This is a genomic window from Streptomyces sp. HSW2009, assembly GCF_040240285.1.
Classification (GTDB): domain Bacteria; phylum Actinomycetota; class Actinomycetes; order Streptomycetales; family Streptomycetaceae; genus Streptomyces.
The window spans coordinates 1-14,869 of record NZ_JBEHZD010000144.1; the positions used below are offsets into that span (position 1 = coordinate 1).

The 14,869-nt window shown below is 71.1% G+C and carries 10 protein-coding genes; 5 read left to right on the plus strand and 5 right to left on the minus strand.

All coding sequences use genetic code 11. The features are described 5' to 3' along the window. Window positions 1–191 precede the first annotated feature (191 nt). Window positions 192–512 (minus strand): DMT family transporter, encoded by a 321-nt coding sequence (locus AAHZ94_RS13680; protein ID WP_349993131.1) that lies wholly within the window; start codon window positions 510–512, stop codon window positions 192–194. A 1,718-nt stretch (window positions 513–2,230) separates the two neighbouring features. Between AAHZ94_RS13680 and AAHZ94_RS13685 the strand changes: the two genes are divergently transcribed. From AAHZ94_RS13685 to AAHZ94_RS13695, 3 genes are all read left to right on the plus strand, one after another. Further along, complete coding sequence (locus tag AAHZ94_RS13685; RefSeq protein WP_349993132.1) at window positions 2,231–6,532, plus strand: amino acid adenylation domain-containing protein; 4,302 nt, start codon at window positions 2,231–2,233, stop codon at window positions 6,530–6,532. A gap of 43 nt (window positions 6,533–6,575) precedes the next feature. After that, on the plus strand, window positions 6,576–7,571 hold the full coding sequence (locus AAHZ94_RS13690) for an aldo/keto reductase family protein (protein WP_349993133.1): 996 nt from the start codon (window positions 6,576–6,578) through the stop codon (window positions 7,569–7,571). 232 nt (window positions 7,572–7,803) lie between these two features. Next, window positions 7,804–8,961, plus strand: a complete 1,158-nt coding sequence (locus AAHZ94_RS13695) for an aromatic ring-hydroxylating oxygenase subunit alpha (RefSeq protein WP_349993134.1) — start codon at window positions 7,804–7,806, stop codon at window positions 8,959–8,961. Window positions 8,962–9,326: 365 nt separating this feature from the next. On the opposite strand, the gene AAHZ94_RS13700 is transcribed toward AAHZ94_RS13695, so the two are convergent. The 4 genes from AAHZ94_RS13700 to AAHZ94_RS13715 form a co-directional block, all read right to left on the minus strand. Then, window positions 9,327–9,875: a glycine-rich domain-containing protein gene (locus AAHZ94_RS13700; protein ID WP_349993135.1), complete on the minus strand. Its 549-nt coding sequence runs from the start codon at window positions 9,873–9,875 to the stop codon at window positions 9,327–9,329. Window positions 9,876–9,914: 39 nt separating this feature from the next. Continuing rightward, window positions 9,915–11,165 (minus strand): phenylacetate--CoA ligase family protein, encoded by a 1,251-nt coding sequence (locus tag AAHZ94_RS13705; protein WP_349993136.1) that lies wholly within the window; start codon window positions 11,163–11,165, stop codon window positions 9,915–9,917. A gap of 137 nt (window positions 11,166–11,302) precedes the next feature. Next, the gene (locus AAHZ94_RS13710) at window positions 11,303–11,458 is read right to left on the minus strand and encodes a hypothetical protein (RefSeq protein WP_349993137.1); all 156 of its coding nucleotides are present in this window, start codon (window positions 11,456–11,458) and stop codon (window positions 11,303–11,305) included. A 322-nt stretch (window positions 11,459–11,780) separates the two neighbouring features. Further along, window positions 11,781–12,665: an IS982 family transposase gene (locus AAHZ94_RS13715; protein ID WP_349993138.1), complete on the minus strand. Its 885-nt coding sequence runs from the start codon at window positions 12,663–12,665 to the stop codon at window positions 11,781–11,783. A gap of 118 nt (window positions 12,666–12,783) precedes the next feature. On the opposite strand from AAHZ94_RS13715, the gene AAHZ94_RS13720 reads away from it, so the two are divergent. Continuing rightward, window positions 12,784–13,134, plus strand: a complete 351-nt coding sequence (locus tag AAHZ94_RS13720) for a YciI family protein (RefSeq protein ID WP_349993139.1) — start codon at window positions 12,784–12,786, stop codon at window positions 13,132–13,134. Between the two features lie 3 nt (window positions 13,135–13,137). Beyond that, window positions 13,138–14,460 carry an RNA polymerase sigma factor gene (locus AAHZ94_RS13725; RefSeq protein WP_349993140.1) on the plus strand — a complete coding sequence of 441 codons (1,323 nt, stop codon included), beginning with the start codon at window positions 13,138–13,140 and terminating at the stop codon, window positions 14,458–14,460. Window positions 14,461–14,869: the final 409 nt, after the last annotated feature.

Here is a 14,869-nt window from a genome sequence, read left to right on the forward strand (position 1 = left end):
GGGGGGAGTGGCCGCGACCGATGCCCCGGCTCACCCGCTGCGGCGTGGGGGGCCTTGGGCGGGGTGCCCGGGGTGTGGGCGGGGGTGTCTGGGGGTGTCGGGGAGCGCCTGGGGTGTCTGGGGTGTGTCGATCGCCGTCCGGCGTCCGCCGCCCGTTGTTACGTGCCTGCCGGCGGGCGGGGCCGGCGTGTTCAGTGGTCCCCGGTGAGGTTGAGGAGGACGACCCCGCCGATGATCAGGGCGATCCCGAAGACCTTGGCCATGTTCGCCCGTTCCTCCATGAACATCATGCCGATGAGTGCGATCGCGGCGGTGCCGAGCCCGGACCAGATCGCGTACGCGATGCCCAACTCCATCTTCTTGAGCGCCTGCGCCAACAGGGTGAACGAAGCGATGTAGCAGACCGCCACGACCAAGCTCGGCAACAGCTTGGTCAACCCGTCGCTCAGCTTCAGGAACGAGGTGGCGGTGACCTCCGCGGTGATGGCACTGATCAGCAACACCCAGACCATGGCCGCCCCAATCTGTCGTTCGGTCAGGAGATTCGGTCAGAAGAGTCGTCATGTGCTCGTACCGGCCACCGCCGCGGGCGGGTCGACCACTTCGAACGGCCCGGCAGCGAACCGCGGAGACGATGCGGAGACGATGCCAGCCGAGGGCCTGCGAGGTAGTGCGCGTCGATCGGTGCCGTGCACCGCGCCTCCCCAGGGTGGTAGCCCGCGGGCCGTGGCGCGGGGTGAGTCTGGCGCGGGGTGAGTCTAGGGTCCCGGCGGGTCAGCCTGTGAGCGCGTCGCCTGCGTGCGAGTCGGGTGCCGTGGGGGTGTCGAAGGGGGGGCGTCGGTCGGGATAGGGGTGCGCAGACGGCGCGCCGACCGCGGCTTCCCCACCCAACGGCCTTGCGCGTACGGCCGGTTCGGCGCGGGGCGGCGGGACATCGAGCATCCGATCACCCGGTGCGGCTTCCTGTCCAGGGTGCCTTCGAGATGCAGTCAACTGGGACCGCGACCGCCCATCAAGTCGCGACACGTTCCCCTCGCGGATCACCCGCCCGGCGGCGCGGGTTGATGGTCACGTCAGTTCGGCGGGGCGGGCGGGCCGGCGCGGGAGGCGTGTGCGGGCCGAGAACTTCCGATGTCCATCCCGGCACCTGCTGATGACATTGCTCCGCCGACCGGAGTGATCAATGCAGAAATAGCCAGGTAATCGTCATCATCGGGGCAGTCGAGGCTTATGTGCGCCTGGAGAAAATGCTTGATCTGATGGCTGTTCGAGGAATACCCGCTGGTCAGGAAGGGAATTTTCCGGATCGTGTGAACGGTGGCCTACATGATCTACTAGGTGGACCGTTCTGGTGTTTTCAGACAGCGAGATGATCTTGATTCTGATGGTCTGGAAGAGCGCGTGATGGCGAAGTTCATCCGGTAGTGAAAGGGATTCCGGAAGTGCTGTGATAAGGCCCCGCGGGCGGTGTGGCGATGCGACGCTCCCGACCTCGGCGGGCCTCGGTAGATCTGGGTGAAAGGCGCCGCGGGATGCTCTCGTACGGCGTGCTGGGGGCAGCGGCCGGGGCGTCGCGTGGGCCTGTGCCTGTGGTGGGGGAGTCGTTCCGAAATGAGGGAGCGCCCGGCCGATTGGTGGAGGCGGAACGATGTGGCCGACACCCCTGGGGCTGGGGTGCGTAGCCGGAGCAGATCATGAAAACCGCTGGTCAACGGCGTAAGTACGGAAGGTGTGCGGCGCGACGAGTGAATCCTGCGCCAGGTGTGTCGCTCGAACGCCCGGGGTCCGGCCGGCGCTCCGGCAAGCGGGCCGGCAGATGGTCAGCCCACCCGGGGGAGCGGTGCGGTCGATCCGGCGCGGCTCGGTGGGGCGGGCGTGGCGTGCGGGCGTGTCGATCGCGTACGAGTGACCCGCTCCTCGCTCGTGGCGCCGGCAACGGAACGTAAAAGTTTCGCCTCCGCTTGTCGATCTTCGAGGAAACAGGAATTCCCGCTCGATGGGCCGGCCCATTTCCCTGCTAGATGCAGGGTCAGCACCCTGTCCGAAAAGCGCGGTCGGATCGCGGGAATGGGTACTTGATGGACTGTGCCGGTGGCCTGTTGCGGTGCGATCGATGCTGGGTACGCTCGCTGCCAGGTGATCCGCCGGGGAAAGATGTTGAGCCCGCAACGGGTCGAGGCTGCGCTGTTGCTGAAATCGCTCCTGGGTATCACGGACGGAGGCCCCTGCTGTGAGCGTTTCGCGGACGACGTTACCGGTGCTGTTCGAGGCGTGTGCTGAAGCGAGCCCTGGCGCGGTGGCGCTGCTCGTGGGAGACGACACGTACACCTACGCCGAGCTCAACTCCTCAGCCAATCGACTGGCCCGTGCCCTGGTGGCCCGCGGCATCGGACCCGAGGACTTCGTGGCGATCGCGCTGCCGCGTACCGAAGAGATGGTCGTGGCACTCCTCGCGGTGCTCAAGGCGGGCGCCGCCTACTTCGCGATCGACCCGCACCACCCGGCCGAACGGGTCGCGTTCATGGCCGCCGAGGTACGCCCCGCGCTGGCCCTGGGGGCCCCGGGCGCGGTCCCGGCCGGGCTCGCCGACGCCGACGTACCCACCGCGACCCTCGAAGAACTCGCCCGGGGCGCCGACGACACCGAAGGGCCCGCCGGCGACCTGCGCGACGCGGAGCGCAGCACACCGCTCCACGCCGACCACCCGATCTACGTCATCTACACCTCGGGCTCCACCGGCAGGCCCAAGGGCGTCGTCGTCACCCACGGCAACCTCGTCAACCTCCTCACCGACCTCGGTGAACGCCTCGACCTCAAGCCCGCCGACCGGATGCTGGCCACCTCGGTACTCGGCTTCGACATGTCCGGCGTGGAACTCTTCCTGCCGCTGGTCCGGGGCGCCGGCATCGTGCTCGCGCCGGCCGGGGCCAACCGGGAGCCGGCGACCGTGGCCGCGCTCCTGCGGCACGGCGTGACCCTCGCCCAGGGCACCCCGACCTGGTGGGGCATGCTCGTCGAACAGATCCCGGACAGCCTGCGCGGGCTGCGCATGCTGGTCGGCGGCGAGGCGCTGCCGCCCGCGGTCGCCACCGCGATGCTCGCCCTCGGCCGCGAGGTGGTGAACCTGTACGGGCCGACCGAGACCACCGTCTGGTCGACCATCGCACCGCTGCGCGAGGTCAGCGGACCGCCACCGATCGGGCGCCCGCTCGCCAACACCACGGTCCATGTGCTCGACGCCGACGGTGCCACCGTGGCACAGGGCGAGGTCGGCGAGCTGCACATCGCGGGCGCCGGCGTCGCGCGCGGCTATCTGAACCGGCCAGCGCTGACCGAGGAACGCTTCGTCACCAACCCGTTCGACCCGCGCGGCGGCCGGATGTACCGCACCGGCGACCTGGTGCGCGTGACGGCCGCCGGCGACCTGGAGTTCGTCGGCCGGGTCGACCGCCAGGTCAAGCTCCGCGGCCACCGCATCGAACTCGGCGAGGTGGAGAGCGCGGTCACCGACCACCCGCTGGTCGGCCAGGCCGCCGTCATGGTCCGCGAGGACCGGCCGGGCGACCACCAACTCGTGGCGTACGTGGTGCCGGCCGGCCAGGTCGAGTCCGAGGCGGCGGCCCGCGAGAAGGTCGAAGAGTGGCAGCAGGTGTACGACTCGGTCTACACCGGCGCCGAGACCGAGACCGCGCCGCCCCCGCTGGGCCAGGACTTCGGGGTCTGGAAGAGCAGCTATGACGGGCGACTGCTGCCGATGGAGCAGCTCACCGAGATCCAGGACGACACCGCGGAGCGGATCAGGGAGCTGCGGGCCCGCCGGGTCCTGGACATCGGGGTGGGCGCCGGGCTCACCCTCGCCCGGGTGGCGCCGAGCTGCGAGGCGTACTGGGGCACGGACTTCTCCGCCCCCGTCATCGAGAGCCTGCGCGCCCAGGTGGCCCGCGACGCCACCCTGGCCGACAAGGTCGAGCTGCGCTGTCAGCCGGCGGACGACCTCGACGGGCTGCCCAGGGACTTCTTCGACCTGGTCGTCATCAACTCCGTCATCCAGCACTTCCCGACCGTCGACTACCTGGTCCGCGTGCTGACCAACGCCCTGGAGCTCATCCGGCCCGGCGGTGTCGTCTTCGTCGGGGACGTCCGCCACCTCGGCCTGCTGCGCAGCCTGAAGACCGCCATCCAACTGCACCGCTTCGACGCCGGGGCGGACGCGGACGAGGTGCGGCGCAGCGTCGACCACGCGCTGGCGCTGGAGAAGGACCTCATGCTCCACCCCGAGTTCTTCCTCGCCCTCGTCGACCGGCTCGAACCGGCCGCCGCCGTGGACATCCGCCTCAAGCCCGGCCGGCACCACAACGAGTTCACCCGCTACCGGTACGACGTCGTCCTGCACAAGCGGTCCGGTCAGCCCCAGACCCTCGGCGAGCTGCCGGAACTGCGCTGGGGCGAACACGTCGACACCCTCGACCAGCTCAGCACCCGACTCGCGGAAGCCACCGGAACACCCCTGCGTGTCACCGGGATACCCAACGCGCGCATCATCAACGAGACGACCGCGGCCGAGCGCCTGGTGGCGGGCGCGGACCTGCCTGCGGTGCTGGCCGCCCTGCACGCCGGCGCGCGCGGTGTCGACCCCGACGAGCTGCGGCAACGCGCCGAACGGCGCGGCCACCGGGCACTGCTCACCTACTCCGGGGCGGCCGACGGCAGCTTCGACTGCGTCCTGGTCGCAGCCAGCGGACCGCACCTGCCGGTCCTCGCCGACCTCTACCGGCCGGCCAGCGCGGCAACCGCCCCGCTCACCGCGTACGCCAACGCCCCGATGGCGGTCAGCGCGGCCGGCCTGCCCACCGCGTCGCTGCGCAGCCACCTGGCCAAGACGCTGCCCGACTACATGGTCCCGGCCGCCTTCGTCCAGTTGGAGGAGCTGCCGCTGACCACCAACGGCAAGCTCGACCGGGCGGCGCTGCCGGCGCCCCGGCTGGCCACCGACGGAGCGGGGCGCGCCCCGGGCAACGCGACCGAGGAACTGCTGCGCGAACTGTTCAGCCACGTGCTCGGCGTGCCGCAGGTCGGCGTCGACGACGACTTCTTCGAGCTGTACGGCAACAGCATCCTCGCGGTCCGGCTGGCCAGCGAGGTCCGCCAGCGCACCGGCGTCGACCTGCCGGTCCACGAGATCTTCAGCCGACCGACCGTGGCCGCCCTCGCCGACCTGCTCACCCGACCGGACTCCGGCACGGAGCCCACCACGCGGGTGGACCTCGTCGCGGAGGCGTTCTTGGACCCGGACATCACGACCGCGAGCAGCCAACCGCTGGACGCGGACCGGGTCCGCACCCCGCGGCACGTCCTGCTCACCGGGGCGACCGGCTTCCTCGGCTCGTTCGTCCTGCGGGAACTGCTCGACCGCACCGACGCCCGTATCCACTGCCTGGTGCGCGCGGGCGACGACGCCGAGGCCACCGCCCGGGTGCACGCGAGCCTGCGCGGCTACGGTCTTGCCGCGGGCCTCGCCCCCGACCGCATCGTGGCCATCGCCGCCGACCTCGGCAAACCGCTGTGCGGGCTGACGGAACCGCAGTTCGACACGCTGGCCGAACAGGTCGATCTGGTGCTGCACAACGGCGCCCGGGTCAATCTGGTCGACGCGTACGACCGGCTGCGGGCGACCAACGTCGGCGGGACCCGGGAAGTGCTGCGGCTCGCGGCGCACCGCCGGGTCAAGCCGCTGCACTACGTCTCCGCGACCAGCGTGCTGATCGGAACGGGCGACAACCCGGAGCCGCTGGCGGAACACCGCAGGGTCGATCCCGATCAGATGCCCGGCGAGGGCTACGTGTGCACCAAGTGGGTGGCGGAGGAGATGCTGCGCATCGCGCGCGTGCGCGGCGTTCCCTCGGCGGTGTACCGCCCCGCGCAGATCGGCGGGCACACCGCTACCGGCGCGGTGGGTGGTGACGACGGCCTGTGGCACTACGTCAGGGCCTGTGTGGAGGTCGGCGCGGTGCCGGGCGCCGGCGCCGACTGGACGAAGGTCAACCTGGTGCCGGTCGACTACGTCGCCCGTGCCTACGTCCACCTCGCGCTGCGCCCGGAATCCATCGGCGGCGAGTTCAACCTCACCAGCACGCGGACCGTCCGGATCGACGCGATCGCCGACCGCCTCCGGGCGGCCGGCCACCGCCTCGATCCCGTGCCGTACGCGGAGTGGGTGCGCCGGCTGCACCAGCACGCCGAATCCGCCGCCGACGCCCCGGCGGATGCCGCGGCGCCCGCCCCCGCTTCCGGCGCCGGTGGCGCGGCCACGGGCCGGGTCAGCTCGGTGCAGGCGACGCTGGTCCTGGTCAGCGCGGCCGTCGAATCGCTCCAACTCGACGACTACCGCTACGACCAGCGCAACACCGCGCGCGCCCTGGCCACATCGGGCATCGACTGCCCCGAGATCGACGGTCCGCTGCTCGACCGGTACGTGAAGTACCTCATCGACTCCGGCTTCCTGCCCGCGCCCCACGCCGAGCGGGCGTCCTGACCGAAGTTCGCCCGGCGTGGGGCGACGCGTTCGAGGAGAAGTGATGGAACACCGGCACGTCGGAACCAGCGGCCTGATGGTCAGCGAGATCGCGTACGGCAACTGGCTCACCCACGGCCACCAGATCGACGAAACCACCGCGACCTCCTGCGTCCGGACGGCGCTCGATGTGGGCATCACCACCTTCGACACCGCCGACATGTACGCCGACACCCGCGCCGAAGAGGTACTGGGCCGGGCCCTTGCCGGGGAGCGGCGGGCCGGTCTTGAGATCTGCACCAAGGTGTACTGGCCGACCGGCCCCGGGCCCAACGACCGCGGTCTGTCCCGCAAACACATCCTGGACTCCATCGACGGATCGCTGCGTCGGCTGCGCACCGACTACGTGGACATCTACTGGGCGCACCAGTACGACGTGCAGACGCCCATCGAGGAGACGATGGAGGCGTTCTACGACGTGGTGCGGTCCGGCAAGGCCCGCTACATCGGGGTCTCCGAATGGCCCGCCGACGACATTCGCGTCGCACACCGGCTGGCCAGGGAACTGCGCATCCCCCTCATCGCCAACCAGCCGCAGTACTCCATGCTGTGGCGGGTCATCGAATCCGAGGTGGTCCCGGCCTGCGCCGAACTCGGCATCGGGCAGATCATCTGGTCGCCGATCGCCCAGGGCGTGCTGACCGGCAAGTACCTTCCCGGCGGTGTGCCGCCGGTGGGGTCGCGCGCTGCGGACGACGAGGGGCGCGACTGGGTGCGCCCCTTCCTGCGCGACGAGGTGCTGAGCCGGGTGCAGCGGCTGCGGCCGGTGGCCGATGCGGCCGGGCTCACGTTGGCGCAGCTCGCGGTGGCCTGGACGTTGCAGAACTCCCAGGTCGCCGCCGCGATCGTCGGGGCCTCCCACCCCAAACAACTCATCGAGAACAGCGCGGTCTCGGGCGTCGTCCTGGACGGCGAGTGGTGTGCGCAGATCGACGCCGTGCTCCAGCCGGTCATCGACCGCGACCCGGCCCGCACCGCCCGCCAGGACCCCCGCCCGTGACCCCGCCGCTGCCACGCCCCCTGCCGGTGTCGGCGATGGCGCCGTTGCCGAGGGTGGGGCCGCTGCCGCACGGTGGATGCGGTACGGGGCCGGCGCGCGCCACCCGTGGACGCGGGGCCGGCGGCACGGCCCGGGGATGGCCAGGCCCCGGGGGAAGCAGCAGCACAGCCAGCGGGAACGCCGTACCGCACCATCGAGATTTCGCTCGCCCGACTGCCGGAGGGGACGCCTGATGACCATGACCACACCGGCCGATTGGCCGCACGCGCCACTGCCGCTCGACGAATTGGAGAACGTGACGGGCCCGTTCGGGGAGTCGGCCATGCTCCCCGCGGCGGCCTACACCGCCCCCGAGGTGTTCGCCTGGGAACAGCGGCACCTGTTCGCCGGCACCTGGAGCTGCCTCGGCAGGGTGGACGACATCTTCACCGATGGCACCACCCAGCACGCCCGCCAGGTGGGCACCGTTCCCGTGCTGCTGACCAGGGACGGCGACCGCATCGCCGCCTTCGCCAACACCTGTCGGCACCGCGGCCACGAACTGCTGGCCGGCGGCACCTCGTCGACCAAGCGCGTGGTGCACTGCCCTTACCACGCCTGGACGTTCACCATGGACGGCGCGCTGCGCACCGCGCCCAGGTTCCCCGAACTGCCCACCGACCACGGGCTGATCGAGCTGCCGGCCGAGGTCTGGCACGGTTGGATCTTCGTCAACGCCAGCGCCGACGCCGCACCCTTCGCCGACTACCTGGGTTCGCTCGCGGGCTACGTCGCGCCGTACGCCCCCGAGCGGCTGAAGCTGGCCGCCAGCCGTGCGTACGAGGTGGCCGCGAACTGGAAGGTCATCGTCGAGAACTACCAGGAGTGCTACCACTGCCCGCACATCCACCCCGAGCTCAGCTACGTCGCCCCGCCCAACAGCGCCGAGTACTTCGCCGACGAACCCGGCGCCTGGGTCGGCGGCACCATGGACCTGGAAGAGGGCGCCCAGACCATGTCGATGGACGGGCGGGCCGGGGCGCCGATCCTGCCCGGCGTCGATCTGCGGAAGGTCTTCTACGCCGCGCTCGCCCCCAACCTGCTCATCTCGCTCCACCCCGACTACGTGCTGATCCATCAGCTCACCCCCACCTCTCCCGGGCACTCCAGGGTCGAGTGCTTCTGGTACACCCTGGACGGGGCGATCGAGGACAGCCCCGTGGACTTCTGGCACCGCATCAACGAACAGGACTGGTCGGCCTGCGAGTCCGTCCAACGCGGGCTCACCTCGCCGCACTACCGGCCCGGCCCCTTCGCCCCGATCGAGGACTCGGTGCACCGCTGGGTGGCCCTCATCGGTCGCGCCTACGGCGGCATGCAGCCGTGGAAGCGCCCGCCGGCCGAGGGGTGACCTCCAGCCCAGCCGTCCAGATCAGGGCCGGTCATCTCTCTCGCTCCCGATGACCAGCCCTGATCGGCGGCTGGCACGGCCCGGGGCGGCCCGGGCCGACAGGGGTCGGTACGGATCGACGAGGGTCGCCACGGGTCGGTAGGGATCGGCGCGGATTCATGCCGCGCCAGCACCACCCGCACGCGGGCACCACCCACACGGGCGCGCCGCCGTTGCCCGGATTCGGGGCCGGGCAGCCGCGCCGCGCACGCACCGCGGCGGTAGGGGTTCCGGGTGCGGCCGGGGTGGGGGCGAGGGTGAGTCGCCCGGCCGCCCTCCCTTTCCGCCCGGCCGTGCCCCTGCCCGCCCGGCCGATTCCCTCCCCGTCAGGCCGGGTCCGACGACGGGAGCGCGGCTATCTCCTCCAGCGACATGTCGAGCTGTTGATGGAGGAAGCGCACGATCGTCCAGTGGGGGATGGCCTCCTCGTCGAAGGGGCCGAACTCCTGGCAGTAGAGCGGAATCCAGCGCAGCGCCTCTTCCACGGCCTGCTCCCGGCCGGGCTCGCGCTGGTAGGTGTCGTAGCCGACGCTGCGGTGGTGGATGAAGAACCGTCCGGGCAACCGCTCCTCGCACAGCGCGCGGTACTCGCGGGTCTGGAGGATGAGGTAGTGCCAGATCTCGTCGATGTCCTGCTCGACGGGGAGGAACAGCCCGCTGAGTCGCTCGCGGTGCTGGGAGACCAGGTAGAGGTAGCGCAGGCACTCGGTGACCTGGCGCTCCACCAGGCGTCGTGGATGCCTGCCCGATTCGGTGAAGTGCGCCACCACCTCGGCGTACAGCTCCTGGCCGAGCAACTGCCGCAGGCCGTCGGCGGACGGTGCGGCGGTTGGCGTGCTGGTTCGCGCGGTGGATAAGGGGTGCTGGGTGGTCATGGTTCTCCCCTGTGGAGGGACGGGTGTGCCGGGGCCGAGTCAGTCCTTGGCCAGCCAGGCGTACTTGCCGGAGGCGCCGATGGGCAGATGGCTGCCGTGCGCTATCTGGCAGCGGCGGCCGATCAGTTCGCCCACGGCGGTCGCCAGGGCGTCGGCCTGCGGTGCGTCGAGGGCCCGGCCGTCGAAGGTGGTGAACCGCAGCCTGGCCGACCGGTCGTCCCCTACCTGGAGCTGGTGCAGGAAGACGCCCGGGGCAGTGGCGCTGATGCACTGGTCCAGGTCGCCCTGGGCGATGGGCTCCGCGGAGTCGGCCGCCGCACCAGGTGTGAGCAACTCCTTCTCCCGGCCGCAGAAACGGGTGATGCGGCTCGGATCGGGTGAGCCGTCCGCGGTACGGACGCAGTCTCCGGAGCGGTAGCGGATCAGCGGCATGTACGGGTTGCGCACGCTCGACACGATGAGGCCGAAGAGCTGGCTGCCCGGGGCGACTGGGTGCAATTCGACGCTCATCTGGTCGAGGTAGGGGTGGTACCGGCCCTGGCGGTCGCTGTAGTAGAGGTAGCCGAGCTCGGTGCTGCCGAACAGGTCGATGATCGGGCAGGCGAAGTGCTCGTGCAGGAAGCGGCGGACGTTCCCCGGGGTGTACTCGTAGGCGTGCACGATGCTGGCGGGGTGCGGGAACTCCTCCCACAGCCCCCACTGCCGGGCCTTGAGCACCAGGTGTGCCAGGTGGTAGCTGGAGCAGTCCAGGTGATAGTCGCCCTCCGGGTGGGTCCGGCGGGTCTCCTCGATCTCGTTGAGCATGCGGATGACGTCCGCGCGCTGCCACCGTGCCGGATCGAGGGTGAGGTTGACGTACACCGTGCGGCTGTCCAGCCGCCGGTCGGCCAGGTCGGGCAGCGGGTCGGGCTGCCCGCCGCGCTTGCGCGCATTGACCCGTGCGACGTGCTCGGTGGCCAGCACCGTGGTGAGCGAGACGCGCTGGCAGCCCTGCTCCCAGGTGACGGCGATGTCGGGGTGCTCGCTCCACAGCCGGTAGTAGGAGTGGAGCAGGAAGTACGGGGGCCGGATGATCTGCATGCGGGCGTGATGGGTGCCGGTGGACAGCACGTACTCCGCATCGCCGGACCGCAGGGCGGCGGCGAGCCTGGGCGTCATCCAGTTGTCCGGGAAGCCGCGTGCGATCTCGGGCTTGTCGAGCACGGGGAAGTGTCCCTGCTCGATCGATGTGCGGTAGATCGGAATGTCCTTGACCTGGGCGACGACCTCGGCCGTCGGCTGACCCTGCATGCGATGGGCACCCTTGTGTGCGCTAGGCGGCGGAGACCCTGGAACGGGCCCGGGTGATGGATGGCGCGGGGGGAGATGGGCCGGGGGGGTGTGCGGCACACACCCCGACCCACTCCGCCAGTTCAGTCAGCGGCCGTTCAGGATATGCAGCCGGACTTCGCGGTCGCGCTGATGCAGCCGGACTTGGGGGCCGCGCTGATGCACCCGTCCTTCGCGGCGGTGCCCGCCGAATTGGCGGCGACCCAACGCTGCCAGACGTCGTCCTGTGCCATCTTCTTGATCAACTTTTCCATCGTGGACCTCCGAGAAAGGTGACCTACGGGGTGGATGATCACGCAAGGTCTTGCGTCATCCGACAGTAAAGTGATTACCAAGTGAGTGTCAAGGGTAGGCAAAAAACGAAGGTCGGGTCGGGACGGCGAAACGGGGGTGGGGCGAGTGTCTTCCAGCGGAGCTGGCGCCGTGGGCGTGGTCCGCCAGGTGCTCAAAGGCCGCGAGGGTCAGACTCCCCAGCCGCCCGGCACGGTAAGCGGACGGACGGGCCCAAGATTTTTCCGCGGCGATGTCGATCGGGCCGCTCCCCGATCGTCGTCTAGATGAGTGAGTCCGATGTCTTCAGTGGTCGTAGGCGATCAGTGATCGTTTGGTTGGGGCGTTGGTGGTCCAGTTGTGCCAGATGGCGGTGGCGAGGGCGAGGAGTCGTTGTCCGGTGCGGGCGAAGACTGCGGCCGGGGTTCTGCCGCCGTGGTGTTCGAGGCTGAGCTGGCCTTTGAGGGTGTCGATGACGGCTTCGATCCATTGCCGGACCCGGGCGATCTTGCCGTGCCGGGCTGGTTCGTCCTTGCGGTCCGGCCGCACGAGATGGGCTCCGAGGCGCTCGCTGACGAAGGTCTCGAACTCCTTCCCGGCGAAGCCCTTGTCCGCCAGGATCACCTGTCCCTGGTGGACAAGGTGGCGGTCGCGTTCCAGCAGCGCGGCCATCACCTCCCGTTCGCCGATCTTGGGGTTGGCCAGGCACCAGGTGACGGGCATGCCCTCTGTGGTGGTGACCAGGTAGAGGCGGAATCCCCAGAAGAAGCGGGAGTGGCTGCGGCAGTAGCCGTAGCCACAGTGCCCGGCCAGGTCGGAGCGTTTGACGGTCTCGCGGGAGGCCGCGCAGGGCAGTGGGGTGGAGTCGATCAGCCGCAGGTCCTCGTGCCAGGTCGGGACCTGCCGGGCCAGTGCCTCGATTACGCGGCTGATCAGCGGACCTGCGGCGTTGAGGCGCTTGTTGTAGGCGGACTGCTGGGGCAGGTAGTGGAAGAGGTGCCCCAGCCGGGCGTGTGCGAAGCGGATCCAGTGCCGGGCCGAGGGGAAGCCGAGCAGGGCTTGGGCGACGGCCAGGCACAGCAGTTCGGCGTCCGTCAGTTTCGGGGGTCGCCCGATCCTGCGACAAGGCGCCACGTGGTCGTCGATGAACACGTACAGTGCCGTCAGAAGGGCGTCCAGGTTTGTCTTCACACACTGACCAACGGGCGCCCTTCGCCATGGTCGCGACCAGCACAGACATCGGACTCATTCATCTAGATGTACGGCGACCCGCCGGACACCACGACAGTCCCACCGCACGGGAGTGACCATGAAGTACATGCTGCTGATCAACGCCGGCTCCATCGACCAGGACGGTGGGGCCGCCGAGTGCACCGTCGAGGAGTGGATGGCGTACGACAAGGAGGTGCACGACGCCGGGATCTTCGTCTCGGGGGAGTCGCTGGCCGACCTGGTCACCGCCACCACGGTGCACGTCGACGAGGCGGGCAAGCGCACCGTCACGGACGGTCCGTATGCGGAGGCGCGTGAGGTGCTCGGGGGTTTCTACGTCATCGACGTGCCCGACCTGGACGTCGCGCTGGACTGGGCCGCCCGCTGTCCCGGCGCCCGGGGCAGCGGCTCGATGGTCGTGCGCCCGATCGCCGACTTCGGGGCCTGAGCCATGGGAGACGAGCAGCGGGCCGCGCGCGGCACCCCGCCCGACGGGCCCGAACCGTCCCCTGCGCGCGCGTCCGTCGAAGCGGTGTTCCGGGAAGAGCGCGGCCGGCTGCTCGCCTCCCTCGTCCGCCGGTTCGGCGATCTCGACCTGGCCGAGGAGGTCACCTCCGAGGCCGTCGAAGCGGCGCTGGTGCGCTGGCCCGTCGACGGCGTCCCGGACCGGCCCGGGGCCTGGCTGCTGACCACGGCCCGGCGCCGGGCCGTCGACCGGCTGCGCCGCGACCAGGCGTACGCGGCCCGGCTCGCCGTGATGCAGGTGGAGGCCGACCGCTCCGATCCGGCCCCGGCAGCCGACGCCGAAGGGGAGTTGCCCGACGAGCGGTTGCAGATGTTCTTCACCTGCGCCCACCCCGCGCTCGCGGCCGACGACCGCATCGCGCTGACCCTGCGCTGCCTGGCCGGACTGTCCACGCCCGAGGTGGCACGGGCCTTCCTGGTCCCGCCGGCGACGATGGCCCAGCGCATCGTGCGGGCCAAGAAGAAGATCCGTGAGGCTCGCATCCCGTTCCGGGTGCCCGGCGCGGACGAGCTGCCCGAGCGGCTGCCCGGGGTGCTCCAGGTGGTGTATTCGGTCTTCACCGAGGGGTACGCGGCCAGCTCGGGCGCGCACCTCCAGCGGTGGGACCTGGCGACCGAAGCCCTCCGGCTGGCCCGCATTCTGCGCCGGCTGCTGCCGGCGGAGCGTGAGGTCGCGGGGCTGCTCGCGCTGATGCTGCTGGTCCATGCGCGGCGCGCGGCACGTACGGGCCCGGGCGGCGACATCGTCCTCCTCGAAGACCAGGACCGCGCCCGCTGGGACCGCCCGATGATCGAGGAGGGCAGCGCGCTGGTGGTGACGGCCCTTGCCGGCGGGCCACCGGGACCGTACGGGGTGCAGGCCGCCATCGCCGCCCTGCACGCCGAGGCCCCCGACCTGACCAGTACGGACTGGCCGCAGGTGGCGGCGCTCTACGAGGTGCTGCTCGCGCTCACACCCTCCCCCGTGGTCGCCCTCAACCGGGCGGTGGCGGTGGCGATGCGCGACGGCCCGCAGGCGGGCCTGACCCTCCTGGACGACCTGGCGGGGGAGCGGCAGCTTCGCGGATACCACCCCTACCCGACCGCCCGCGGCGACCTGTTGCAGCGCCTCGGCCGGCTGCCCGAGGCCGCCGCTGCCTACCGGGAGGCCCTGGCCCTGGCCGGCACCGAACCCGAGCGCGCCCATCTGCGGCGCAGGCTGACGGAGGTCACGGAGGTCACCGCGCCCGGAACCGAGCCGCGCCCGTGAACCCGCGGCGGGGGAGCTGGACACGGCGGACACCGGCCGGCGGCGGTGGGGCCCCGCAGCTCTGGCCGCATGGCCAACGCCCTGGTCACACGCTTGGCGACGGCGCGTTAGCGGCGCGCCAGCCGAACGTGAGAGGCGGGGGCGAAACTGGGCAGACCGTATTGACCACGGCACGTCGGGAGCCCTCCCCGCCCCCTGCCGTCCCGCCCGTCCGCGCCCGGCCCGCCCGGTGCCCGGCCGGGGGCCTGGCGGCCCCGCCCCCGTGGGCCGCCGAGCACCCCGGCGCGCACCGTGCGGGCGGCCGGGCGCCCCGGCCGGCCAAGGCGCGGGCGGGGGGCGCCCACCACGCGGCGCGGGGGATGGCGTTGGTGACCCGGGGCCTCATGGAACGCCGGACGGTTATCAGCGG

Excerpts from the sequence above, each read along its gene's own strand:
- AAHZ94_RS13690 (WP_349993133.1), top strand. The coding sequence starts at position 6,576 with ATGGAACACCGGCACGTCGGAACCAGCGGCCTGATGGTCAGCGAGATC.
- AAHZ94_RS13680 (WP_349993131.1), bottom strand. The coding sequence starts at position 512 with ATGGTCTGGGTGTTGCTGATCAGTGCCATCACCGCGGAGGTCACCGCC.
- AAHZ94_RS13725 (WP_349993140.1), top strand. The coding sequence starts at position 13,138 with ATGGGAGACGAGCAGCGGGCCGCGCGCGGCACCCCGCCCGACGGGCCC.
- AAHZ94_RS13720 (WP_349993139.1), top strand. The coding sequence starts at position 12,784 with ATGAAGTACATGCTGCTGATCAACGCCGGCTCCATCGACCAGGACGGT.
- AAHZ94_RS13705 (WP_349993136.1), bottom strand. The coding sequence starts at position 11,165 with ATGCAGGGTCAGCCGACGGCCGAGGTCGTCGCCCAGGTCAAGGACATT.
- AAHZ94_RS13710 (WP_349993137.1), bottom strand. The coding sequence starts at position 11,458 with ATGGAAAAGTTGATCAAGAAGATGGCACAGGACGACGTCTGGCAGCGT.
- AAHZ94_RS13695 (WP_349993134.1), top strand. The coding sequence starts at position 7,804 with ATGACCATGACCACACCGGCCGATTGGCCGCACGCGCCACTGCCGCTC.
- AAHZ94_RS13700 (WP_349993135.1), bottom strand. The coding sequence starts at position 9,875 with ATGACCACCCAGCACCCCTTATCCACCGCGCGAACCAGCACGCCAACC.